At 66.3% G+C, this 23,062-nt stretch carries 20 protein-coding genes; 13 read left to right on the top strand and 7 right to left on the bottom strand.

Translation table 11 applies throughout. The features are described 5' to 3' along the window. Positions 1-97 precede the first annotated feature (97 nt). Complete coding sequence (locus AC0Z6F_RS08190) at positions 98-1,210, bottom strand: DNA glycosylase AlkZ-like family protein (RefSeq protein ID WP_012511176.1); 1,113 nt, start codon at positions 1,208-1,210, stop codon at positions 98-100. A 53-nt stretch (positions 1,211-1,263) separates the two neighbouring features. Continuing rightward, positions 1,264-1,878, bottom strand: a complete 615-nt coding sequence (locus AC0Z6F_RS08185; protein ID WP_012511177.1) for a TetR/AcrR family transcriptional regulator — start codon at positions 1,876-1,878, stop codon at positions 1,264-1,266. 239 nt (positions 1,879-2,117) lie between these two features. On the opposite strand from AC0Z6F_RS08185, the gene AC0Z6F_RS08180 reads away from it, so the two are divergent. Further along, positions 2,118-4,364 carry a TonB-dependent receptor gene (locus AC0Z6F_RS08180; protein WP_041864525.1) on the top strand — a complete coding sequence of 749 codons (2,247 nt, stop codon included), beginning with the start codon at positions 2,118-2,120 and terminating at the stop codon, positions 4,362-4,364. Between the two features lie 67 nt (positions 4,365-4,431). Here the strand turns inward: AC0Z6F_RS08180 and AC0Z6F_RS08175 are convergent, their stop codons facing one another. The 3 genes from AC0Z6F_RS08175 to AC0Z6F_RS08165 all read right to left on the bottom strand — a co-directional run bounded on the left by AC0Z6F_RS08175 (position 4,432) and on the right by AC0Z6F_RS08165 (position 8,243). After that, positions 4,432-7,116 (bottom strand): class III lanthionine synthetase LanKC N-terminal domain-containing protein, encoded by a 2,685-nt coding sequence (locus AC0Z6F_RS08175; protein ID WP_012511179.1) that lies wholly within the window; start codon positions 7,114-7,116, stop codon positions 4,432-4,434. A 168-nt stretch (positions 7,117-7,284) separates the two neighbouring features. Beyond that, positions 7,285-7,410 carry a hypothetical protein gene (locus AC0Z6F_RS08170; protein ID WP_012511180.1) on the bottom strand — a complete coding sequence of 42 codons (126 nt, stop codon included), beginning with the start codon at positions 7,408-7,410 and terminating at the stop codon, positions 7,285-7,287. 167 nt (positions 7,411-7,577) lie between these two features. Further along, complete coding sequence (locus AC0Z6F_RS08165) at positions 7,578-8,243, bottom strand: TraX family protein (protein WP_041864657.1); 666 nt, start codon at positions 8,241-8,243, stop codon at positions 7,578-7,580. 114 nt (positions 8,244-8,357) lie between these two features. On the opposite strand from AC0Z6F_RS08165, the gene pip reads away from it, so the two are divergent. From pip to AC0Z6F_RS08125, 8 genes are all read left to right on the top strand, one after another. Further along, a complete protein-coding gene (gene pip / locus AC0Z6F_RS08160; RefSeq protein ID WP_012511182.1) occupies positions 8,358-9,305 on the top strand; it encodes a prolyl aminopeptidase in 948 nt (315 codons plus the stop codon). A gap of 305 nt (positions 9,306-9,610) precedes the next feature. Then, complete coding sequence (locus AC0Z6F_RS08155) at positions 9,611-9,910, top strand: EF-hand domain-containing protein (protein WP_012511183.1); 300 nt, start codon at positions 9,611-9,613, stop codon at positions 9,908-9,910. Positions 9,911-10,203: 293 nt separating this feature from the next. Further along, positions 10,204-10,503 carry a hypothetical protein gene (locus tag AC0Z6F_RS08150; protein WP_006369764.1) on the top strand — a complete coding sequence of 100 codons (300 nt, stop codon included), beginning with the start codon at positions 10,204-10,206 and terminating at the stop codon, positions 10,501-10,503. A 62-nt stretch (positions 10,504-10,565) separates the two neighbouring features. After that, positions 10,566-13,325, top strand: coding sequence for a magnesium-translocating P-type ATPase (gene mgtA / locus AC0Z6F_RS08145; RefSeq protein ID WP_012511184.1), 2,760 nt, complete (start codon positions 10,566-10,568; stop codon positions 13,323-13,325). A gap of 31 nt (positions 13,326-13,356) precedes the next feature. Then, positions 13,357-14,094, top strand: a complete 738-nt coding sequence (locus AC0Z6F_RS08140) for an MgtC/SapB family protein (RefSeq protein WP_012511185.1) — start codon at positions 13,357-13,359, stop codon at positions 14,092-14,094. Positions 14,095-14,223: 129 nt separating this feature from the next. After that, entirely contained in the window at positions 14,224-15,279 is a 1,056-nt protein-coding gene (locus tag AC0Z6F_RS08135) for a sensor histidine kinase (protein WP_012511186.1), read from the top strand. Then, positions 15,272-15,913, top strand: a complete 642-nt coding sequence (locus tag AC0Z6F_RS08130; protein ID WP_012511187.1) for a response regulator transcription factor — start codon at positions 15,272-15,274, stop codon at positions 15,911-15,913. Before AC0Z6F_RS08135 ends, AC0Z6F_RS08130 begins: the two co-directional genes overlap by 8 nt. Beyond that, positions 15,910-16,455 carry a DUF1697 domain-containing protein gene (locus AC0Z6F_RS08125; RefSeq protein ID WP_012511188.1) on the top strand — a complete coding sequence of 182 codons (546 nt, stop codon included), beginning with the start codon at positions 15,910-15,912 and terminating at the stop codon, positions 16,453-16,455. The genes AC0Z6F_RS08130 and AC0Z6F_RS08125 overlap by 4 nt, the downstream gene beginning before the upstream one ends. Before the next feature lie 111 nt (positions 16,456-16,566). On the opposite strand, the gene AC0Z6F_RS08120 is transcribed toward AC0Z6F_RS08125, so the two are convergent. Then, positions 16,567-17,739 carry a low temperature requirement protein A gene (locus AC0Z6F_RS08120; protein WP_012511189.1) on the bottom strand — a complete coding sequence of 391 codons (1,173 nt, stop codon included), beginning with the start codon at positions 17,737-17,739 and terminating at the stop codon, positions 16,567-16,569. A 9-nt stretch (positions 17,740-17,748) separates the two neighbouring features. Beyond that, complete coding sequence (locus AC0Z6F_RS08115) at positions 17,749-18,015, bottom strand: hypothetical protein (protein ID WP_012511190.1); 267 nt, start codon at positions 18,013-18,015, stop codon at positions 17,749-17,751. A gap of 203 nt (positions 18,016-18,218) precedes the next feature. Here AC0Z6F_RS08115 and AC0Z6F_RS08110 point away from each other — a divergent pair, with 203 nt between their 5' ends. The 4 genes from AC0Z6F_RS08110 to blaL1 all read left to right on the top strand — a co-directional run bounded on the left by AC0Z6F_RS08110 (position 18,219) and on the right by blaL1 (position 23,060). Continuing rightward, complete coding sequence (locus tag AC0Z6F_RS08110; RefSeq protein WP_012511191.1) at positions 18,219-18,743, top strand: RNA polymerase sigma factor; 525 nt, start codon at positions 18,219-18,221, stop codon at positions 18,741-18,743. After that, the gene (locus AC0Z6F_RS08105) at positions 18,740-19,591 is read left to right on the top strand and encodes a FecR family protein (protein ID WP_012511192.1); all 852 of its coding nucleotides are present in this window, start codon (positions 18,740-18,742) and stop codon (positions 19,589-19,591) included. Before AC0Z6F_RS08110 ends, AC0Z6F_RS08105 begins: the two co-directional genes overlap by 4 nt. Positions 19,592-19,662: 71 nt before the next feature. Then, complete coding sequence (locus AC0Z6F_RS08100) at positions 19,663-22,092, top strand: TonB-dependent receptor (RefSeq protein WP_012511193.1); 2,430 nt, start codon at positions 19,663-19,665, stop codon at positions 22,090-22,092. 95 nt (positions 22,093-22,187) lie between these two features. Beyond that, positions 22,188-23,060, top strand: a complete 873-nt coding sequence (gene blaL1, locus AC0Z6F_RS08095; RefSeq protein ID WP_012511194.1) for a L1 family subclass B3 metallo-beta-lactamase — start codon at positions 22,188-22,190, stop codon at positions 23,058-23,060. The last annotated feature ends 2 nt before the right edge of the window (positions 23,061-23,062 follow it).

Here is a 23,062-nt window from a genome sequence, read left to right as displayed (position 1 = left end):
TTTGGTAGCTGCCCACCTTGGTGGGCACCGATGGAAGCCAGCGCCAACCAAGGTTGGCGACTACCTGGACCTACAGGCACCCATGCGCCGCTCGGCTCTACAGAAAAGAGGCCATGCGCTGCAGTTCGTCTTCAAGCGCGCCACGAAACACCTTGTCGCGGGCCAGTGACTTGCCGGCGTAGCCCACGCTGGACGCCAGTTCACCGTCGCGCACACTGAGATTGGCCCAGCCCACCACCTGGTCGTGCCACAGCATCGGCAACGCGTAGTAGCCGTATTGGCGCTTCGGCGCCGGCGTATACGCCTCGAACTTGTAGACCCAGTCCCACAGCAGCTCGAAGCGACGGCGGTCCCACACCACCGGGTCGAACGGGGCCAGCAGGCGTACCTGGTCGTCCGGCGCATGCCGGCGCGAGCGCGGATTCTCGTCGGCAGGCCAGTACCAGGTGGTGCCGTCCAGCGTGCAGCTGGCCAGCTGTTGCTTGGCCAGCTTCAACGCCTGCCGGGTCTGCTCGGCCAGATGTGGTGCGCCGTAGCCCAGCAGGCGTACCAGGTAGGTCAGGCTGGCCGATGGCAGCGGCGCGTACTTGCGCACCACCAGGTCGATCAAGGCGGCCGCGCGTTCAATCTGCGCCTGCGCGCTGGCATCGGCTTCTACGTGGTCGGCCACGGCGTAGATGCGGGTGCCGCTGTCGCGCCGCTCCACGCGCAGCAGGCCACGGTAATGCATGCCATCCAGCAGGTGCGTGCTGGCATTGCTGGTGCCGCCCCAGTAGTTGGTCACTCGCCCATGCGCGAACGCTTGGTCAACCTCGCGTGGATGCACGCTGCCGCGCTCGCGAACAAAGGCCAGCACATCCGCCGCACGGCGCTGGGTCTCGGCATCCCACGCACGCTTGGAAACGCGCGGGTGCATCAACGCCAGATGTTCGCGTGGCAGGAAGCCGTAGTTCACCAGGCAATCCTCTTCCACCGGCAGGCGCGCATAACGCCGCTCCAGATCACCGGCGCGGTAGTCCTTCACCCGGTGGCGCAGGGTCAGGTCCTGCGCGCGTGCCGGCGCGCGGATCGGGTCGGCCTGCACGAAGCCCAGCCGACGGATCGCGGTCAGCAGCGAGGTGGGTTTGAACAGCGTGCGCGCCACCGCGTGGCGGCGCAGATCATCGAGGGTGGGCGTGGCAGGCATGGCCGCATTGTAGATCCACGCCATGCATGGATGGGGCCGTGGCGAACCGTGCAACGACATCCACGCATGGCGTGGATCTACCGAAGCTCCAACACCTCCAGCGAACCGATCACCAGCGCACGCATGCCCTGCTTGAACTCGGTGATCACTTCCTCGTCCTGCACGCGGCGGCCGGTCAACACTTCGGTCTCGTCATCCACCAGCCCGTAGACCGTATCCGCACCGGCAATGCAGTAGAACGCGACCGTGGCCAGCAGCCAGCGTGCCTTGTCCAGCGGCAGGTCGAACACCTCGGCCACATGCGCCTGGTGCGAGGCGATCTTCTCCAGCATCGGCGTGGTCGCCACCGAACGGCGCAGCAGGTACGGCGGCAATCCCGGGTGCGCTTTCACCACCTCGCACAGTGATTCCACGAACCCCAGCAGATAAGCCTGCAGCCCACCCGGCGCATCGGCCGAGGCGCGCGGAATCTGCCAGCGCTGGAACACCGTATCGGCCACCAGCCGTTTCAAGGCCTCCAGATTGGCCACGCGCTTGTAGAGCGCGGCCTGGGTCACCGCCAGCTCGGCGGCCACATTGGCCATGGTCAGGTTCGGCAGGCCCAGCTTGATGCCGATGTCGGCCAGCCGATCGGGGGTGATGGTGGGCGGGCGGCCACGGGCCGGCGCCGGGATCTCAGGGTGCATGCTCATACCGTAGCGAGGGTGCCAGCAAAGGGACCCTCTTGTCCGCTTCATATAATTTAGTTTAACTTACTCAACTAATTCGGAATGCGTGTGGTTCGCAACCCCGCCGCCGTCCGCAATCGAGCCCGTGGCTCACTTCCCGCCAGGTCCCCACCCAGCCGACAACCCTGCGCTGCGCCCTCCCCCGTGCTTGCCGATGGCAGCGCGCCAGGCGCGTTCGCACCTGCGATTCACAGGAATCTGGCATGACCGTGTACCACCTTCCCTCCCCGCTGCAGCGCGCAGCTGCTGATCCGACTCGCCCGGTGATGCTCCCGCCGGGCATGGCCCGGCGCTACCAGAGCACCCCCAATGCGCGTAGCGGCCAGACGCAGGCGCTGGGCATCCGGGTGTCGGCCCTGGCACTGGGCCTGCTGGCCTCATTCGCCGCGCTGGCCGAGTCGACGCCGTCCACCCTGCCCTCGGTGCAGGTGCAGGAACAGCGCCGGGTGACCGGCGACTATGTCGGCGGACAGGTGGCCTCCGGTGGGCGGGTCGGCCTGCTCGGCGACAAGGATTTCATGGACACGCCGTTCAGTACCGTCAGCTACACCGAAGCCTTCATCCGCGACCGCCAAGCCAAGGACCTCACCGACGTCATCGCCGCCACCGACCCCACGGTGTTCAGCAACGGCGTCACCGGTTCATGGAGCGAAAACTACGCGATCCGTGGCTTTGCCTCCAACACCAGCGACACCACCTTCAACGGCCTCAGCGGCATGGCGCCGTACTACCGCACCTCGCCGGAAATGTTCGAGCGCATCGAGGTATTGAAGGGCCCGTCCGCCCTGCTCAACGGCATGCCGCCGGGCGGCTCGGTTGGTGGCAGCGTCAACCTGGTACCCAAGCGTGCCGGTGAGCAGCCGTTGCTGCGGATCAGCGCCAACTTCGCTTCCGACGCGCAGTTCGGCACCCACGTCGATGTGGGCCGCCGGCTGGGTGCCGACAAGCAGTTCGGCATCCGCTTCAACGGTGCCTACCGTGATGGCGACGGTGCAGTGGGCAAGCAGAGCAAGAAGGTGCAGTTGGGTTCGCTGGCGCTGGACTGGCGCAGCGAACGTGCGCGACTGTCGGCCGATCTGTACAGCGCCGACGACCGCGTCGATGGCCCGGCCCGTGGTGTCGGCCTGGCACCGGGCGTGGCAATTCCGCGGCCGCCGCGTGGCGACACGCTGATCAACCCGGATTGGGCCTACGTGGACAGCCAGGACAAGGGCGCGATGCTGCGTGGCGAGCTGGACATCAACGAACACCTGATGGCCTACCTGGCCTACGGCACCAGCAAGACCGACTACCGCTACAACGGTTCGATCAGCGCGCAGATCCTCAATCCGGCCGGCGACTTCACTACCGTGATCGGCCAGCTGGCGTTCGACATCAAGAAGCAGTCTGGTGACGCTGGCCTGCGCGGCAGCTTCCGCACCGGCAGCGTCGGCCACCAATGGGCCGCAAACGTGACCCACTACCAGCACACCCAGAACGACTACGGCCGCCGCAGCGTGCCGGGCTGGGACTGGACCACCAACCTATACGACCCGGTGTGGGGCCCGGCCGCGCCGTTCGTGGCACCGCATATCTCGCACACAGAGCTACAGCTGGACAGCATCGGCTTCGCCGACACCTTGTCCTCCGCCAATGACCGCGTGCAACTGACGCTGGGCGTGCGTCGCCAGCAGGTGGTCAGCGAGACCTTCAACGTGGCCAGCGGTGCGCGCACCTCGCGCTATGACGAAAGCGCCACCACCCCTGCCGCCGCGTTGCTGGTGAAAGCCACCGATAAGCTTTCGATCTACACCAACTACATCGAAGGCCTCAGCCAGGGCGCCACCGCGCCGATGACCGCCGCCAACGCCGGCGATGTGTTCGCACCGTTCCGCACCAAGCAGAAGGAGCTGGGCCTGAAGCTGGACCTGGGCAGCTTCGCACACACCTTCAGCGTGTACGAGATCAAGCGCCCGAGCAGCTACACCGACCCGGTCACGAATATCTTCTCGTTCGGTGGCGAACAGCGGAACCGTGGCGTGGAATGGGGCTTCTTCGGCTCACCGCTGGACGGCATGCGCCTGCTGGGTGGCGTGGCCTACGTGCAGCCGAAGCTGACCCGCACGGCCGGTGGCGTGAATGAAGGCCGCATCGCTACCGCCGTTGCACAGCGCCAGGCGAAGCTGGGCGTTGAATGGGATGTGCCCGCGCTGGAGGGTTTGACCCTGACCGGCAATGCCACCGCGATGTCGAAGCAGTACATCAGCGCAGACAACCGGCTGTCGGTGCCGGGGCGCACGTTGTTTGATGTGGGTGCGCGCTACAGCACCACCGTAGCGGGTCGACCGCTTGCGCTGAGAGCCAGCGTGAACAACGTGACCAACAAGGCGTACTGGGGTATGCCGTTGCTTTCCAGCCTGGCGCTGGGTGCACCGAGGACGGTGCTGTTGTCGGCCACGATGGATTTCTGACGGTTCACGATGACTCCATGACAGTCTGGCCCGGCGAACGCCGGGCCAGCTGCTGGAACCCGGCGCTTCAACAGGCGCGAACGCCCAGCAACTCGTCCAGCATGAGAAAGCGACTGCGACGGCTGAGCAGACGGTCCAGGAAGATGCCGATCCCCGAGCCGCCCATGCCGTAGTCATTGCAGATCCGGTAGTGCGCCGGTCCAGCGAATGCGACGCCGCCCTCACAGTCGAGTGCGTGCGGCAGGATCGCCTCGGCTTGGTAGTACGCCGCATTGCTGAAGCGCTCGTCCTGCAGCAAGCAGGCCAGATCCAGCAGGTACTCGCCGAACCCGGCATTGCCGCTGTCCTGCCAGATCTTGTTGGTGATCCGCGGGCGCACGGAATGTGCGCAGTCCAGCGCAACATCACGGAACCGCTCGGTGCCTGTGGCGACGTAATGGCGCAGGCATGCCATTCCGACGCCTGCCGAGCCAAAGCGGGTGTGCGGGCTCGCCGGCGCGCCGGCGGCGCCTTCAACATGCGTCGGCCAGACCAGTCTGCCTGCAATGCGAAGACCATGGGCGATATCGAAATCCAACGCCTCGGCCGCGGCCGCCAGGTAACGTCTGTCCCCGGTCACCTTGCCGAGATAGGTCAGGAACAGCGCGATGCCGCTTTGGCCGTCTCCCAGCCCCAGGCCCGTGCGGTCGCCGGCTTTCCAGTAGCGGCCCTGTGGGGCGCGTTGCCCAGCCGCCAGCAGCGTGTCACCGATCCGCGCGGCCACGGCAAGATGGGTCGGATCGCCCAGGCCCTGCCAGGCGTGCAGGTTCAACAGTCCCACTCCGGCTGCACCAAAGTACAGCCCGGGCAGCAGGAGCGCAGATGCATCCTCATTGACCTCATCCAGCAGGCGATGCGCCGCCTCGTGCCGGCCCGCGCAGATCAGCAGCAATGCGACACCACCACGACCGGAATACAGCCCCGAGGGGCAGCGCTGCGGTGTGGCTGCATTCTCGATCCAGTCAAGCACCCCTGGGGCCAGCGTGCCGGTGCGGCGCAGCAGGAAGAACGCAACACCGGTCGCTCCGAACTGGAGCGATACCGGATTGGTCATGAACATCTGCAGCCCTGCAGGCCACAGCCGGTCGGCGCGCGAAAGGTCACAGGTGGATGAAAGGTAGCGCTCGTAGCCTTCAAGCACAGCCGCAATCCGCCTTTCGGTCTGCGCGGCGGCCGGCGGTGCCGCGAGCAGCGCTGACCGTGTCGGGAACATCAACACGCCTGACTGCGGAGAGGGTGCCGTACGCAGGTGCCGCAGTGCACGGCCAATGTCCCAGCGCTGGCCGGGATCCTGATGCGTCAGTCCTACCACGATATCGTGCAGATCCATCGGCAGACCCAGATCGCCCAGCACCTGCTTGAATTTGTGCTCCAGCAGCGCGTCACGGGACAGATCCAGTCCGGACGCACAGAAGGTGATCATGTCGAAGATCAGCGCACCCAATGCATGGTGATCTTCCTGCACGGTCGGCCGCTGCGCCTGCAGCTGCTCCTGCGACGCGTAGCCGGGTGTCCAGCCCTTGGCCCAGTGAGAGTCGTGGCCGATCTCGTGTGCGAACTCCAGATCGATGAACTTCACCTCGCCGGCAGCGGTGAACATGACGTTGCTGCGGGTCAGGTCACGCAGCACCACGCCATGCTCGTGCACCACCTGCAACGCCTCGGCGATCTGGCTGATTCTGCGGCGGATACGCTCGAATCCGTCGCAGGCACGTTGTTCGTCCTCCGCGAAGTAGAACGCCATCGCACTGTCCCACAGCGAGATCGCATCCAGTTGTTCCTGCACCAGGAACCAGTTGTTCCATTCCTTGAACAGTTCCACGAACACCGGCACCAGGCCGGTTGCCGACAGCTTCTGCAGAATTCTGGCCTCGCGCTTGATGCCATTGACCATGCCATTGACCAGCTCGGCGCCATCCGCATCCGAGAAGCCGCGCACCTCCCGGATGACCACCTTCTGCCCGGTCGTGGTATCGCGCCCACGATAGATGCCACCGGTGCCGTTGAATTTCAGTACACCATGGACCTGGTAGCGGCCATTGAGAACGATGGGGCCTGCCGGCGTCGGCGCTGCGGCAGCGGCAACGCATGGATCGTCGACCCCGGGCGGCAGCCGGAAACCGGCACCACGTACATCCTCGTGCCAGGTACCGTCGGCCAGCAGGTAGCCCTGCTGCAGGCTGCCGTAGGGATCGGGCCGCGAAACACCCGCGTGGGCCCCGTACCGGTAGTAGACGACAGTGCTGTCACGGTATGCGCGATCGGTAAGGACATGAGGCCCGGAAAGACCTTGCGTCACCTGGTACAGGCGCTCGAGAAGTTCCTGGAACTGTTGCCGGTCCCGCGGATAGATCGTGATGAACTTTCCAGCCTGGAAACGCGACCATCCCTTTCCGAGCGAGAGTCCAAGCATGAAGGGATCCGAACAGAACTTGAAGGAAACACCGGCTTCAACGACGACCGGTGTCATCACGGCCAACGTCTGTTCGGCATTCTCCGGAATGCAGGAAAGATGGATCTTCCACCCATGCGGAAGGGCAACATCCTGCGGGGGTCGGCAGAAGGTCCAGAACCCCCGCGGTTGCACTCCCCATCCAGACGGCAGGCAGCTGCGGACAACCGCCCCGTACTCGTCGCTGGGTGCGTAACGATCCGGGGACTCGAAATGCACACTGTCAACCAGCGTGTACAGGCGCGCGGTCACGTCACTCACTGCCAACCTCCTTGTCCAACGGTTACATACACTCCGTACGCGTGGTCCGCAGTCAAACTGCACCGCCCACCCGGGTGGACGGTGCAGAAACTCCTGCGCCGCGAAACCCTGCCTCCAACGCGACAGCCCGTGCCCCGTGGCAGTCAGGATCGGCCGGCTCCCAGTGGCTTACGCCTTGTCGGAGCCTTCATCGATGCCCAGTCCCGAGCTGTACCAGGACAGGCAGACCACACACTCAGCTTCAGCTTCCAGCGACTCGATTTCCAGCGACTGCAGGGCAAGTACGTTGTTCATTCTTCACTTCCTTATTTTGTTGGGAGATGAACACTGCTGAACACGGCGTCATAATCGATCCTCATTAACGCCGCTTGAAACTTATAAGCGCCCCTCCAATTGCTGTCAAACGCGAACGCAGCAATCACATGCGCTCATTCCTGCTAACGATGGCCCGTCCAGCTGCTTCAACTGAACATCCACGCGAACACCGCCAGCACCGCCAGATGCCCCACGTAGTACCCGTAGAACGCCCACCGCCAGCGCGGCAGTTGCCAGGTCACCCGCGCCGCCAGCAGCACTACCGGAATGGCCAGCAGTGCCCAGCCGTTGTAGTTGGCCCAGCACACCGCTGCAAGCCCAACCAGCAACAGCCACCACGCCCGGTGCCGGAACGCGATCCAGGCCAGCAGCACGCTGCCAACCCCGGCCCACTGGTAATCCACGAACATCGGCAACACGCCGGCGGCCAGCAACAGCTGCACCGGCCGATTGTTCGCCAGCGCATGCACGGCCACTGCCGCAAAAGCAAAGGTGAGCAGGATGTTGAGCGGCAACCAGGAACCGAACGCCAGTGCATGCAATGGCTGCGCAATCAGCCCCCATAGTGTTAACCGGCGTATCGACTTGCGCAGGTCGGCCCCCGGCTGGGCCAGGTTGCAGGCCATCACAATTGCGAACAGCGGAAAGGCGATGCGCCCCAGTTCACTGACCACCAGCACATAGCCGCCGAACAGCACCTTGGCCCCATGGTCGCCGGTCATGGCCAGCAGCGCGATCCACTTCAGCAGCTCGCGCGCGCCGCTGCTGAGGACAGGGTCGAAGGTGAACATCCGTGTCGGGGTCGCTTGCATCATCGAAGCTTATGCGCATCGGCAAGCGCATTTCCATCACCGGGCAGGCAACCAACGCTGCCGGGTGCCACGGGCGGGGGTATGCTGGCCGCCCCTGCTTGTGAGACACGCCCCATGCGCACCCTGTATCCCGCCATCGAGCCCTACCGCGAGTTCACCCTGCCAGTGAGCGATCTGCACACCCTGCACATCGAGGAATGCGGCACGCCCGACGGGATTCCGGTGGTATACCTGCATGGCGGACCGGGTGCGGGCATTTCGCCCACCCATCGCCGCTTCTTCGACCCGGCACGCTACCGCATCGTGCTGATCGACCAGCGCGGCAGCGGACGCTCCACACCGTTCGGCGAGCTGCGCGACAACACCACGCAGGATCTGGTGGCCGACATCGAGAAGGTGCGCGAGCACCTCGGCATCGAGCGTTGGCTGGTCTATGGCGGTTCCTGGGGCTCGACCCTGTCGCTGGCCTACGCGCAGGCACATCCCGAGCGTGCCACCGGCCTGATCGTGCGTGGCGTGTTCCTTGGCCGCGAGATGGAGAACCGCTGGTTCGCGGAAACCAACGGCGGTGCACGCTGGATCTTCCCGGAGCGTTGGGATCGCTATGAGGCCTATATTCCTGAAGCCGAGCGTGGCGACATGATTGCGGCCTACTGGACGCGCATGGACAGCGCCGATGAGGCCACCCGCATCGCAGCCGCGCAGGCCTGGCTGGGCTGGGAAGACAACGCCGCCACCCTGCAGCACGACGTGGATGCTGTTTCCACGGATGACCCGCTGGACACTCTGGCCAAGGCCCGCATCGAAGCGCACTACTTCCGCAACGGCATCTTCCTGGAACCGAACCAGCTGTTGCGCGATATAGATCGCATCCGGCATCTGCCCGGCGTGATCGTGCAGGGCCGCTACGACATCATCTGCCCGCCGCGCAGTGCCTGGGACCTGGCCAAGGCCTGGCCGGAAGCCAGGCTGGAGATGGTGACCTCGGGACATAGCGCGAACGAGCCGGCGACGGTCGATGCACTGGTGCGCGCGACGGATGCGTTTGCTGACAGGTTCTAAGACACGGGGTAGTGCCGGCCGCTGGCCGGCATCCCACTGTTCGAGGGCAGAGTCGACTGTCGGTCGACTACTCTAGGCGGGAAACCGAAAACCCCGCGCTACGCGCGATAGTCGACCAGCAGTCGACTCTACCGAGCCACCACCGAACAACCGGCTCTGCGCCTTCGATCACGGCAGCCCGGTGAATGGCAGCCCACTGCGGCTTCCTGGCCGGGTACTTTCTTCGCAGCTCCCTTACAGCCCCCCGCCGAAGATCCGGCCGTGGCCACCACATCGGTGGGCCGCCCCCTCCTCAGGAGCATGCCATGACAGGTTTCCGCTACCTTCCCACTCTCCTCATCCTCTCGGCAGGCCTGCTGCTGGGCGCTTGTTCCAAAACCCAGGAAGCCAGCAAGGCCACCGCCGCCGAGGACGTGACCGAAGTGAAGCTCATCCCTGCCTATGAATCGCTGGACAAGGACAAGGATGGCATCGTCACCTTGGCCGAAGTGGATGCGGTGGCACCAGACTGGGCTGAACGACTGCACGCCTGCGATACCGATCGCAACAAGACGTTGAGCCGCGGCGAGTACGACGTGTGCAAGCAGACCAGCACCTCGCATTGATTCCTTGATGCGCCGCCGATTGGCGCGATGCTTGCCCGGCTATACCAAGGTATAGCCGGGCTAACCCACGAGCCTCTAGGACTACCCCATTCAGGGGCGGACAATAGCGCCACTGGCCAGGGCAACCCTGGCTGGCTCCCTCCCCTCATGGAGACGCAGATGGACCCCGACCCTGCCGGGCGCACCGCGCCCCGTATGCCCGCCTGTTGCCTGTTCCTGGCGCCTGCCCGCTGGTCCCTGCCTGCCTGAGTGACGGGGGATCGCCAGGCGCCGCCTGCCTGGAGATCACCCCCATGTCCTACAAGATCCTCTACATCACCCTGCGCCGCCTGATCGGCGAGCGCGATGTTGCCGCCCTGCGCAGCCACCTGCTGCAGCACGGCCCCGTGGTTTTCGCCCGTTCGCTGTCGCTCGGTTCGCCGCGCGTGGTCGCCGACGCACTGTCGCTGCTGCCGATCAGCGAACGCATCAACGTGCTGCGCCATCTGCCCTACCCCCTTCGCGATGCGATGAAGCCGCTGTGCATCGGCGGCAGCCAGCGCCTGCACATGCAGCCGTGGTCGCCGGCGGTGCTGGCGATGCGCCACGCCTGAACCGTTGCATCCGTTCCGTTCGTGTTCCGGCCGCGGCCGGCTCTGACATTCAAGGAGTTCCCATGAGCCTGCTCAACGCCTGGTTCAATGCCTTCCTGCGCAGCCGTCGCGCAGGCAACCTGTTCGGCCGTCGCGCCATGCCCGAAGCCGGCTTCGGCCCGGGCAGTGCCGAGGCCGCACCGTTCGCGCTTACCACCGGCCTGGTCACCCTGTCGCAGCTGGACGAGCCGCGCCTGCTGGCTGCGCTCGACTCGCACGTCGATGGCCTCAGCCCGCACGAGGCCGAGGAGCGGCTGGTCACGCTCGGCCCCAACGAGGTCGATCACGAAAAGCCGCTGCCGTGGTGGCGCCATCTGTGGCAGTGCTACCGCAACCCGTTCAACCTGCTGCTGACCGTGCTGGCGGCGGTGTCCTGGCTGACCGAGGACATCAAGGCCACTGTGGTGATTGGTGCGATGGTGCTGCTGTCCACGCTGATCCGCTTCGTGCAGGAAGGCCGTTCCAACCGTGCCGCCGAGCGGCTGAAGGCACTGGTCGGCAATACCGCACGCGTGCTGCGTCGCAATCCGGGCACCGAGGCGGCCGATGTGGCCGACCAGTACTTCGGTGCGCACCTGCACAGCCGTCGCCCGGCGCGGTTGCTGGACCTGCCGATCCGTGAGCTGGTGCCCGGTGATCACATCGTGCTGTCCGCCGGCGACATGATTCCAGCCGACTGCCGCGTGCTGACCGCCAAGGATCTGTTCGTGGCGCAGGCAGCGATGACCGGCGAGTCGCTGCCGGTGGAGAAGTTCGCGCACCCGGGCGATGGCCTGGCCGGTCTGCTGGAGCAGCACAACCTGCTGTTCATGGGCACCAATGTGGTGTCCGGCACCGCCACCGCCGTGGTGCTGGCCACCGGCAACCGTACCTACTTCGGCACCCTGGCCCAGCGCAGCACCGCCACCGACCGCGCGCCGACCGCGTTCCAGGCCGGCGTCAACAGCGTCAGCTGGCTGCTGATCCGCTTCGCGCTGGTGATGGTGCCGTTCGTGCTGCTGATCAACGGCTGGACCAAGGGCGACTGGACCGAGGCGTTCCTGTTCGCGCTGTCGGTGGCGGTGGGCCTGACCCCGGAAATGCTGCCGATGATCGTCACCTCCACCCTGGCCAAGGGTGCGGTGCTGCTGTCGCGGCGCAAGGTGATCGTCAAGCGCTTGGATGCGATCCAGAACTTCGGCGCGATGGAAGTGCTGTGCACCGACAAGACCGGCACCCTCACCCAGGACAAGATCGCGCTGGAACGGCAAACCGACGTGTTCGGCCACGATTCGGAGGATGTGCTGAAGTTTGCCTATCTCAACAGCCATTTCCAGACCGGGCTGATCAACCTGCTCGACCGTGCGGTGCTGGAGCACGTGGAGCTGCAGAGCTCGCTGCGGCTGTCGCAGGACTACCACAAGGTGGATGAGATTCCGTTCGACTTCGAGCGCCGCCGCATGTCGGTGGTGGTGTCCGAACGCGAGGACCACCATGAGCTGATCTGCAAGGGTGCGGTGGAGGAAATGCTGGCGGTGTGCAGCACGGTGCGTGAGAACGGCGAGGACAAGCCGTTGGATGAGCAGCGGCTGGCGCGCGTGCGGCAGACCACCGAGGAACTGAACGAACAGGGCCTGCGCGTGGTAGCGGTGGCGATGAAGGAGACCGCCGCCAGCCAGACCGTGTATTCGCAGGCCGACGAATGCGGGCTGACCCTGGTCGGCTACGTGGCCTTCCTCGATCCGCCCAAGGAATCAGCCGCACAGGCATTGCAGGCGCTGGCCGCGCATGGCGTGGAAGTGAAGGTGTTCACCGGTGACAACGAACTGGTGACCGCCCGCGTCTGCGCGCAGGTCGGGCTGGAGGCAGACACCATTCTGACCGGTCCGCAGATCGAGCGCATGGATGACGGCGCGCTGTCGCGGGCATTGCACCACCACCGCGTGTTTGCTCGCCTGACCCCGCTGCACAAGGAGCGCCTTGTGCGCGAGCTGCGTGCGCAGGGCAAGGTGGTCGGTTTCCTCGGCGACGGCATCAACGATGCGCCGGCACTGCGTGCTGCGGACATCGGCATCAGCGTGGACAGTGCGGTGGACATCGCCAAGGAGGCGGCCGACATCATCCTGCTGGAAAAGAACCTGATGGTGCTGGAGGAAGGTGTCATCCAGGGCCGGCGCACGTTCAACAACATGCTGAAGTACATCCGCATGACTGCCAGCTCCAACTTCGGCAACGTGTTCTCGGTGCTGGTGGCCTCGGCCTTCCTGCCGTTCCTGCCGATGCTGCCACTGCAGCTGCTGGTACAGAACCTGCTGTACGACATCTCGCAGATCGCCATTCCGTTCGACAACGTGGACGAGGAGCTGGTGCGCAAGCCGCTGAAGTGGAACCCGGCAGACATTGGCCGCTTCATGGTGTTCTTCGGGCCGATCAGCTCGATCTTCGACCTGAGCTGCTTCGCGCTGATGTGGTACGTGTTCGATGCGCGCACACCGGCCGACCAGGGCCTGTTCCAGTCCGGCTGGTTCGTGGTCGGCCTGCTGACCCAGACGCTCATCGTGCACATGATCCGTACGCCGAAGGTGCCGTTCCTGCAGAGCATCGCCGCACCGCCGCTGCTGGTGATGACCGGCCTGATCATGGCCATAGGCGTGGCCCTGCCGATGAGCCCGCTGGCTGGCTACTTCAAGCTGCAGGCCCTGCCGACCGGCTACTGGCCGTTCCTGGTGGCGATCCTGTTCGGCTACGCGGTGCTGACCACTGTGCTGAAGAAGATCTACATCCGTCGTTACGGCTGGCAGTAAGCGCTCGCCGCCTGGTCCAGGGAGAAGCAGAATGGACATCAATCCGAACCTGCCGGCGTTCAACGCCGGCGCGACCCTGAGCTCGCTGATCAGCCTCTCGGTGGCCTTCGTGCTTGGCACCGTCATCGGCCTGGAGCGGCAGCTGCGCCAACGCACCGCCGGCCTGCGCACCAATACCCTGGTGGCGGTGGGTGCTGCCGTCTTCGTCGACCTCGCCGTGCGTTTCCACGACCTGTACGGCGGCCCGCCGTCGCCACTGCACGTGGTGGCCTATGTGATCTCCGGTGTGGGCTTCCTCGGCGCCGGCGCGATCATGAAGGACGGCGCGCAGGTGTCTGGCCTCAATACCGCCGCCACCCTGTGGGGCTCGGCGGCAGTGGGTGCCTGCGCGGGTATCAAGCTGCTGCCGGAGGCGGTACTGGCGGCCGTGTTCGTGCTGGCCGCCAACACCCTGCTGCGGCCGGTGGTGAACCGCATCCAGCGGCAGCCGTTGCCGGAGGCGTTCAGCGAGGCGACCTATGCGATCAACGTGGTCTGCCAGCGTGAGCAGCAGGCCGAGGTGCTGGACCAGCTGTTGCTGCTGCTGGAGCAGGCGCACTACCCGGTGCGCGCGGTGGACCAGCGCCCTTTCGGCGAGCGCGACGTGGAGATCGAGGCGGTGCTGTATGCCACCACGGTGGACGCCGGTGAACTGGATGCGGTACTGGCCACGCTGGCGACCACCCCCGGCGTGCTGCAGGGATTCTGGAACGCCAGCCTGGAAGAATAGGTAGCGCGGGGCCATGCCCCGCGAGCGCGCAGCGCGGAGCCGGACGCATTCCGCCGGGCATGGCCCGGCGCTACCGGAACCCAGGGCCACCTTTGCTATTCTTCCACCCCACGCTTGGGAGCTTCCTCGATGCCATCGCTGTCGCCCCGCCGCCCTCTGGTGCTGCTGGCCCTGATCGTCGTGATGGCGGCGATCTTCCTGGTCGATACCGTCACCGACTACGCCGTGGCGGCCGCCTGCTTCTACGCAGCGGTCATCCTCGCCGCATCGCGCGTACTGGCCGCGCGCGGGCTGATTAGCCTGGCCATCGCCTGCATCGCACTCACCGCCCTGAGCTTCTTCCTCACCCGCTTCGGCACCTACCGCATCGGCCTGGTCAATTCGGTGATCGGCATGCTGGTGATCGGCATCACCACCTACCTTGCGTTGAAGATGGAAGCGGCCAAGGCTGCGGTGCAGGAAGCACAGGGCCGGTTGCTGCGGGTGGCGCGCGCATCAACCGTGGGCGAGCTGACCACATCAATCGCCCATGAAGTGAACCAGCCGCTGGCGGCGATCGCCAGCAGCGCCGAAGCCTGCCAGCGCTGGCTGGCACAGGACCCACCGAACGTGGACAAGGCACGGCAGACCGTGGCCCGCATCCTGGCCGATGCGCATCGCGCTGGTGACGTGATCGCCCGCATCCGCGGCCTGACCCAGGGTGCGGCACCGGAACGACGCGCCTTCGACCTGAACCAGGCGGTGGAGGAAATGCTGGCGCTGTCGCGCAGCGAGCTGGACCAGCACGGCGTGACCGTGGCCCTGCTGCTCGATGCCGACCTGCCGCTGGTGCAGGCCGATCGCGTGCAGGTGCAGCAGGTGATCGGCAACCTGATCCTCAATGCGGTGGACGCGATGGAAGCAGTGCCGGCTGCCGACCGCCGCCTGTCCCTGTTGACCCAACGCGACGGACAGCGGATCAGCCTCAGCGTGCGCGACCGCGGTGTCGGCCTGCCAATCGACCATCCTGAGCGCGTGTTCGATGCGTTCTGGACCACCAAGTCACACGGGTTGGGGCTGGGATTGAGCCTGAGCCGTTCCATGATCGAAGCCAATGAGGGCAGGATCCGAGCCGAGCGCCCCAGCGGCGGAGGTGCCTGCTTTGTGTTTGACCTGCCCGTTGCCACGGAACTCCCCCATGCGTAAGCCCGCTGCACCCGCCGCCGATCCAGCGCCCATCGTCTACGTGATCGACGACGATCCGTCGGTGCGCGCCGCGCTGGAAGACCTGCTGGCCTCGATGGGCCTGCAGGTACGGGCCTTCGCCTCCACCCAGGCATTCCTCGAGCACGAACTGGAAGATGCACCGGCCTGCCTGGTGCTGGATGTGCGCATGCCCGGCCAGAGTGGGCTGGAGTTCCATCGCACGATGGGCAGCCACGGCCTGCAGCTGCCGGTGGTGTTCATCACCGGCCACGGCGACATCGCGATGGGCGTCAACGCGATCAAGGACGGTGCCATCGAGTTCCTGACCAAGCCGTTTCGTGACCAGGAACTGCTGGATGCGATCCACAAGGGGATCGACATCGACCGCCAGCGCCGTCGTGACGGCGAGGCGCTGGACGCCCTGCAGCAGCGCTGGAACACCCTCAATGCCGGCGAGCGCGAGGTGGTCGATGGTGTGGTGCGCGGCCGCCTCAACAAGCAGATCGCCGGCGATCTCGATGTCAGCGAGATCACGGTGAAGGTGCGCCGCGCGCAGGTGATGCGCAAGATGGGCGCGCGTACGCTGGTTGACCTGGTGCGCATGTACGACCGCTTGCAGGCGGGCACCCCATGAGCGTGCACGTCGCGCTGCTGCGTGCGGTGAATGTGGGAGGTACCGGCAAGCTGCCAATGGTCGAACTGGTGGCGATGTGCGAGGACGCAGGCTTCACCGACGTCCGCACCTATATCGCCAGCGGCAACGTGGTGTTCCGCAGCGGACTTGACGAAGCCGGCGTGCGGAAAGCCCTTGGCCAACGGCTACAGGCCTATGCAGGAAAACCGGTGGGTGTGCTGGTGCGCTCGGCAGCCGAGATCGCGGCGGTTGCCGCCGGCAATCCGTTCCCGCACGCCGCCGGCAATCGCGTGGTCGCGCTGTTCGTGGATGAGGCACTGCCCACTGATCCCTTGACCGGGGTGACCGGCCTGCGCGATGAGCAGCTGGTGCTGGGTACCCGCGAGATCTTCGTCCACTATGGCGACGGCATGGCCGACTCACGCCTGCGGATTCCCTATGCCCAGCAAGGCACCGCCCGCAACCTCAACACGGTGGGCAAGCTTGCAGCAATGGCCGCCGCGCTTGGCCAGGCCACCTCAGACAGTAGAGGGCGGCGGTAGAGTCGACTGTCAGTCGACTATCGCGCGCAGCGCGGGATTCTCCGCAACCTTGTGGAAGAGCAGTCGACTAACAGTCGACTCTACCCGGCACGTGCTGGATACCGGACAAGATCACGCTCGTTGCAGGCGGTGCTTCAACCGCGTATCCATCAGCCCCACCGCCAGCAGCACCGCACTGGTCAGCCAGCCAGCGGCCAGCAGATGGGTCTGCGGCAATACGAAACCCATCACGCCCAGTGCCACCGCACCGATCAGATGCGAGTACGGTGCGCGACCGTACACCACGCGCTTGTACAGCGCGCTGCCCAGCAGGTAGATCAACGGGCCGGCCACCAGCACGGCCGCATACACCGACGTCACCGCGGCATGCGGGTGGTCCATGACCAGGTCATTGCCCACCGCCGTAGCGATGATCCCGGCGATCAGCAGCGCGTGCACATAATGGAAGTTGGCCCCCATCCGCCCGGGGTCTTCAGCATGGCTGATGGCCTCGGTGGCGTCGCGGCTGGAGATGCCGAAGTACAGCCACCACATGGCGATCGTGCCGGCGAAGGTGGCAAGCACCGCCGACACCACCGCCCCGCTCCACTGCTCGACTTCGCTGAGCACACCGCCGGTCGCCAGCAGCGTCTCGCCCAGTGCGACGATGACGAACAGCTGGCAGCGCTCGGCCAGATGCCCGCCCTCGATGGTCCACTCGCGGGTGTGCGAACGGCCCAGCCCCGGGAACGCGAAGCCGAACATCGGCGAGACGTACTCGCAGGCCACCGCCACCGCCCACAGCGCCAGCCGCGTATTGCCCTCGGCTGCCGCGCCTGCCAGCCAGAAGCAGGCCGATACGCTCACCCAGGCCAGCATGCGGCGGAAGTTCGGCGCCAGCGGATGCGTGCGACCGACCTCCAGCAACACGAAGGCGGTGCGCCCGACCTGCATGGTGGCGTAGGCCCCGGCAAACACCCAGGCGCGATCGGCGAAGGCCTCGGGAATGGACGACGACATCAGCAAAGCCAACAGCATGGTGGCAAACAGCAGGCCACGGATGCGCGGTGCCTCCGGATCGAACCAGTTGCTGACCCAGCAGGCGTACTGCCAGCCCAGCCACACCGCAAACCACAGCACCAGGGTCTGCAGCACGCCGGCCAAGTCCAGATGGTGCAACAGGTGGTGGCTGAGCTGGGTGACCGCGAACACGTAGACCAGGTCGAAGAACAGTTCTTCGTAGGTCACGCGGGCGTGGTGGCCGTCGCGCTGGCGCAGGGCCGGCAATCGCAGTCGTGTACTCATGGCCTTCCTTCAGCGCGCCAGGCGCCAGTAGAGCAGACCGGCCAGCAGGGCCGGCACCGCGAACACCAGCAGCAGGATCGGCAGTTCTTCACGAACCCCGTAGCCGGCCTTGCTGACGCCCACCCACAGGTTGGCCACCGTCACCAACAGCCAGGTGGCAATGAACGCGATCAGGGCCGTGGGCAGCTGTGAGGTGCCTACGCTCCACAGCCGTCCGAACAACAGGAACACTCCCAACAGCACAATGCCGCCCACCATCACCAGAAGCACATGCATGGTCCACCTCCTTGAGCCTGCAGGCAGGCTAGCCGTGGGCGATTCTGCGCTCCAGCCGATGATCGTGGATTCACTTTCCAGACGCGGCGAACAATCGCCCTGACGATCGCGGCATGGCAAACGAGAACAGTTCCCATTAGTATTGCGTCATTGCGCAGGGATGACCTCCCGGCACCCGCCTCTCACCCTTGCTGCCCGTCCGGATGTCCCAGCCGACACTTCCCCGCCCACCTGCGCTGCCGCTGGTGACCTCGCTGGTGCGCCACTACGAGGAACTGGTGGACTACCTGCATCGCCGGTTCCGCTCGCCCGGGCTGGCCCGCGAAGTGGTGCACGATGTCTGTGTGCGCCTGCTGGAACGCCCGGCCGCGCATGACGCCCGCCAACCGATCGCGCTGCTGCGCAGGATCGCCCACGATGCGGCGGTCGACCGCTGCCGCGCCGAGGATCTGCGCCGGCACTGGGTGGAGCCCCGCGCCGAGCTTCCCGAAGGCGCCTGCGAGCGCCCCGGACCTGAGCGCCAGGCGCAGGGCCAGCAGGCGCTGCAGCGGCTGACCACCAGCATCGAGCGCATGCCCTGCCGGCGGCAGCAGGTGTTCATCCTGCACAAGATCCACGAGCTGCCCCAGGCCGAGGTGGCGCAGCGGATGGGCATCGGCCTGAAGGCAGTGGAACGTCATCTGCGCCTGGCCATGGCCGACTGCCGGCTGCACGGTGCGCTGTGGTGAGCCCTGCATCACCCGATCCGGCAACGCCGTCGGCGCCCGCCGAACCGTCCGCCGAGGACACGCTCGATCAGCACCGGGAGGCACTGAAGGAACGCTTCCCGTTGCCAGGCCCGGAGCAGTTGCAGCGGCGGCGCGGCGGATCTGGCGCGAAACGGGTACTGCCGGTGCTGTTGCTGGCGGCCGCCGCGCTGCTGCTGGCCGACCCGGCCTGGCAGGTGCGTGACTACCAGACCGCCGTCGGCGAGCGCCGCGACATCGAGCTGCCGGACGGCAGCCGCGTGCTGCTCGACGCGGGAACCCACCTGCAGGTCCGTCGCCATCTGCGTTCGCGGCAGGTGCTGCTGGCGCAGGGCCATGCGCGCTTCGAGGTGCAGCATTCGGCGTGGCGCCGCTTCCAGGTCGATGCCGGGCCGGTACAGGTACGCAACTACGGCACGGTGTTCGATGTTGACCGCCAGGGCGATCTCAGCGAAGTCACGCTGTGGCGCGGCGAGGTCGGTGTCAGCGTGGATGGCGGCGACACCGAGCAGCGGCTGAAGCCGGGGCAGCGCCTGCTGGCCCAGCCAGGCTCGCTGTCTCCGCCGGAAGCCGTGGATCCGGACCGGGCCGACTGGACCACCGGCCGGCTGCAGTTCGACCGCATGCCACTGAGCGAGGTGCTGCGCATCCTGCAGCGCTATCACGACCGTCCGATCGTGCTGGACGACCCGGCACTGGGTCCGCTGCAGGTGTCGGGCGTGTTCGATGCCGATCGTGCCGAGACGGCGGTCGCCTTGTTGCCGGAGATCCTGCCGGTCCAGGTGCATACCGCCGCCGACGGCAGCCTGCATCTGCGCGCCCGCGATTGATTGCCACGCCGAGGGTGGGTTGCGCGCCGTCCCATCCGGCAAGTGCTTGAACCCTTCCGAAGGACCCCCGCATGACCCGCCCTGTTCCGCCCGCCGCGCTGCGCCGGCTGGCCCCCACCCTGCTCGCAGCCTGCCTGTGTGCGGCGCTGCCCGCCACCGCGCAGACCGCTGCGTCCGCACCCGTCGAACTGCACCTGCCGGCCGGCCCGCTGCAGGCTTCGCTCACGACACTGGCGCGGCAGAGTGGCATCCAGCTGCTGTTCGCGGCCGACAGCGTGAGCGGCCGCAACGCGCCCGCACTCGACGGCCGCTACACCCCGCACGACGCCCTGCAGCGCCTGCTGGCCGGGCAAGGCCTGGCGATGCAGGAGCGCTCGCCGGGGGTGTTCGTGGTGAATGCCGCGCCGGCATCGCCCAAGCCCCGCGCTCCGGCCCGGGCCGCGTCATCGGCAGCGTCCCCGGCCACGACCACTTCGCTGGCCCGCGTCACGGTATCGGCCTCGACCGCGCGCATGCCGCAGGGTGAGACTGCGATGCCCAACACCATCACCGTGCTGACCCGCGAGGACATCGCGCAGCAGCTGGCGCTGGGCTCGGACGTCTCGCGCGTGCTGTCGGCGCAGATCCCGGCGTTTGCCCCGGCGCGCGAGAAGATGTCCAACTACGGCGAAACCATGCGTGGCCGCGGCATCCTGTACATGGTCGACGGCGTGCCGCAGTCGACGCCGCTGCGCGATGGCTCACGTGATTCGCACACCATCGATCCGGCGATGATCGAACGCATCGAGGTCATCCACGGCGCCAACGCACTGCAGGGCATCGGCGGTACCGGTGGCATCGTCAACATCATCACCCGCAGCGCGCCCAGCGAGCCGGGCGCCTTCCTGCTCGATACCAACATCAGCTACAGCTCGGCGCTGCCCAGCCGCCGTGATGACAACGGCCAGCGCGGCTCGGCACTGGTCGGCGTGCGCGGCGAGCAGTTCGATCTGGTGGCCGGCCTGGCCTATGAGAAGCAGGGCCTGTACCACGACGGCGAGGGCCGTTCGATCGGTACCAACGCCCAGGGCGAACTGATGGATTCGACCTCGTCGAACGTGTTCGCCAAGCTGGGCTGGAACATTGCCGAGGGCCACCGCCTGCAGCTGATGGCCAACCGCTACGAGCTGCGCGGGCTGGACAACTACCTGGCGGTGAACGGTGATTACCGCACCGGTCGCCCAACCATTTCGGTGCCCGGCGATACCCCGCTGGAGCCGCCGATGAACCGCTCGCGTTCGTTGACGCTGGACTACAGCGCCGCCGACCTGCTCGGTGGCCGCTTCCAGGCGCAGGCCTTCGCGGTGGACTTCGAAGGCCGTTATGGCGCCAGCCAGTGGGATCCGTGGGGCAACACCGGCGCCAACGCCGCCTGGGACCAGACCCAGAACGAATCGGACAAGCGCGGCTTCAAGCTGACCCAGAGCTGGGCCCGCATCGCCGACACCACGCTGGACGTGACCCTGGGCCTGGACGGCCTGCGCGATCGCACCCACCAGGTGCTGCTGGCCAGCGGCATGAACTGGGTACCGCAGACCACCTATCAAAGCCTGTCGCCGCTGCTGCAGCTGCACTGGTGGCCGACCGACCATCTGATGCTGTCCGGCGGCCTGCGCTACGAAAAGGGCGAGCTGGAAGTAGGCGACTACACCACCCTACCCCGCTACGGCGCACGCAAGGTGGCTGGCGGCAAGCCGACCATGAGCGAGACCCTGCCCAACTTCGGCGCGGTCTGGTACATCAACGATCGCCTCAACGCCTACGCCTCGTATTCGGAAGGCTACACCGTGGCCGACGTCGGCCGCGTGCTGCGTGCGATCAACCGCGACGGCCAGCGCGTGGACAATCTGATTGATCTGTCACCGGTGGTGTCGGACAACCGCGAGATCGGCCTGGAGTACGACGATGGCCGGTTCAGTGGTGACATCGCCTATTACACCTCTGAATCCAAGCTGGGCTCGGTGCTGATCTACGACCCGGGCATCGACGCCTATGCGGTGCAGCGCCAGGCCACCCGCGTGGAAGGCTTCGAAAGCAACCTGCGCCTGCACCTGGGCGACAGCCGGCTGGGCCTGGGTTATGCGCGCGCCAACGGCCGCTACGACGCCAACGTCGACGGCCGCCTCGACAGCGACCTGGCTGGTGTGAACATCGCGCCGAACCGGCTGACCGCGTTCTGGGAGCAGAGCTGGACGCCGCAGCTGAGCACCCGCCTGCAGGCCAGCCACGCCTTCGACCGCGACTTCGACCTGCGTGGCGCGCGGGTGGCAGAGTTCAAGGGCTACACCACGCTGGACCTGGTGGCTCGCTACGTACTGGACAAGCACAGCTTCACCCTGGGCGTGCAGAACCTGGCGAACAAGCAGTACATCAGCTACTACTCGCAGACCACGCCGTCGAACCCGAGCTATTTCTCGGGCCGTGGCCGGGTGCTGACGCTGGGGTGGCAGTACCGGTACTGAACCATAGCGCCCTTATGGGAGCCATGAAATCTATGCGCGACGCGATGAAGGAGGCCCATGCTAGTTTCTGGGCCTCCTTCAAACGGACGTGAACCATGCGTTTTTCCCTGCTCGCCGTCACACTGGCCGCTGTTCTTCCGGTCGCGCACGCCAGCGCCGCCGAGGCACCACTGCCGCAGTTGCGGGCCTACACCGTGGATGCTTCCTGGCTGCAGCCGATGGCACCGCTGCAGATTGCTGACCACACCTGGCAGATCGGCACCGAGAACCTGACCGCACTGCTGGTGCAGACCGCCAAGGGGGGAGTGCTGCTGGACGGCGGCATGCCACAGATGGCCAGCCACCTGCTGGACAACATGAAGGCGCGCGGCGTGGCCCCGCAGGACCTGCGGCTGATCCTGCTCAGCCACGCACACGCCGACCATGCCGGGCCGGTGGCGGAGCTGAAGCGCCGTACGGGCGCCAAAGTAGCGGCCAACGCCGAATCGGCGGTGCTGCTGGCGCGCGGTGGCAGCGACGATCTGCACTTCGGTGATGACATCACTTATCCGCCAGCCAGTGTCGATCGCATCATCATGGATGGCGAAGTGGTCACCGTGGGCGGCATCGCGTTCACCGCGCACTTCATGCCGGGGCACACCCCGGGCAGCACCGCGTGGACCTGGACCGATACCCGCGAGGGCAAGCCGGTGCGCATCGCCTACGCCGACAGCCTGAGTGCACCGGGATACCAGCTGCAGAGCAACCCCCGTTATCCGCACCTGATCGAGGATTACAGGCGCAGCTTCGCGACGGTGCGGGCGTTGCCCTGCGACGTGTTGCTGACCCCGCATCCGGGTGCCAGCAACTGGGACTACGCCTCCGGCAGCAAGGCCAGCGCCAAGGCGCTGACCTGCAAGGCCTACGCGGATGCGGCCGAACAGAAGTTCGACGCACAGCTGGCCAAGGAAACAGCCCGCGCCCGCTGATT

Source organism: Stenotrophomonas sp. 1L-E-5-B-C3, assembly GCF_057292075.1.
This window is presented reverse-complemented; position numbering and strand designations above follow the sequence as displayed.

Bases quoted from the DNA above. Each gene is read 5' to 3' on its own strand.
- AC0Z6F_RS08190 (WP_012511176.1), bottom strand. From the start codon at position 1,210: ATGGCGTGGATCTACAATGCGGCCATGCCTGCCACGCCCACCCTCGAT.
- AC0Z6F_RS08185 (WP_012511177.1), bottom strand. From the start codon at position 1,878: ATGAGCATGCACCCTGAGATCCCGGCGCCGGCCCGTGGCCGCCCGCCC.
- AC0Z6F_RS08180 (WP_041864525.1), top strand. From the start codon at position 2,118: ATGACCGTGTACCACCTTCCCTCCCCGCTGCAGCGCGCAGCTGCTGAT.
- AC0Z6F_RS08170 (WP_012511180.1), bottom strand. From the start codon at position 7,410: ATGAACAACGTACTTGCCCTGCAGTCGCTGGAAATCGAGTCGCTGGAA.
- AC0Z6F_RS08165 (WP_041864657.1), bottom strand. From the start codon at position 8,243: ATGCAAGCGACCCCGACACGGATGTTCACCTTCGACCCTGTCCTCAGC.
- pip (WP_012511182.1), top strand. From the start codon at position 8,358: ATGCGCACCCTGTATCCCGCCATCGAGCCCTACCGCGAGTTCACCCTG.
- AC0Z6F_RS08155 (WP_012511183.1), top strand. From the start codon at position 9,611: ATGACAGGTTTCCGCTACCTTCCCACTCTCCTCATCCTCTCGGCAGGC.
- AC0Z6F_RS08150 (WP_006369764.1), top strand. From the start codon at position 10,204: ATGTCCTACAAGATCCTCTACATCACCCTGCGCCGCCTGATCGGCGAG.
- mgtA (WP_012511184.1), top strand. From the start codon at position 10,566: ATGAGCCTGCTCAACGCCTGGTTCAATGCCTTCCTGCGCAGCCGTCGC.
- AC0Z6F_RS08140 (WP_012511185.1), top strand. From the start codon at position 13,357: ATGGACATCAATCCGAACCTGCCGGCGTTCAACGCCGGCGCGACCCTG.
- AC0Z6F_RS08135 (WP_012511186.1), top strand. From the start codon at position 14,224: ATGCCATCGCTGTCGCCCCGCCGCCCTCTGGTGCTGCTGGCCCTGATC.
- AC0Z6F_RS08130 (WP_012511187.1), top strand. From the start codon at position 15,272: ATGCGTAAGCCCGCTGCACCCGCCGCCGATCCAGCGCCCATCGTCTAC.
- AC0Z6F_RS08125 (WP_012511188.1), top strand. From the start codon at position 15,910: ATGAGCGTGCACGTCGCGCTGCTGCGTGCGGTGAATGTGGGAGGTACC.
- AC0Z6F_RS08120 (WP_012511189.1), bottom strand. From the start codon at position 17,739: ATGAGTACACGACTGCGATTGCCGGCCCTGCGCCAGCGCGACGGCCAC.
- AC0Z6F_RS08115 (WP_012511190.1), bottom strand. From the start codon at position 18,015: ATGCATGTGCTTCTGGTGATGGTGGGCGGCATTGTGCTGTTGGGAGTG.
- AC0Z6F_RS08110 (WP_012511191.1), top strand. From the start codon at position 18,219: ATGTCCCAGCCGACACTTCCCCGCCCACCTGCGCTGCCGCTGGTGACC.
- AC0Z6F_RS08100 (WP_012511193.1), top strand. From the start codon at position 19,663: ATGACCCGCCCTGTTCCGCCCGCCGCGCTGCGCCGGCTGGCCCCCACC.
- blaL1 (WP_012511194.1), top strand. From the start codon at position 22,188: ATGCGTTTTTCCCTGCTCGCCGTCACACTGGCCGCTGTTCTTCCGGTC.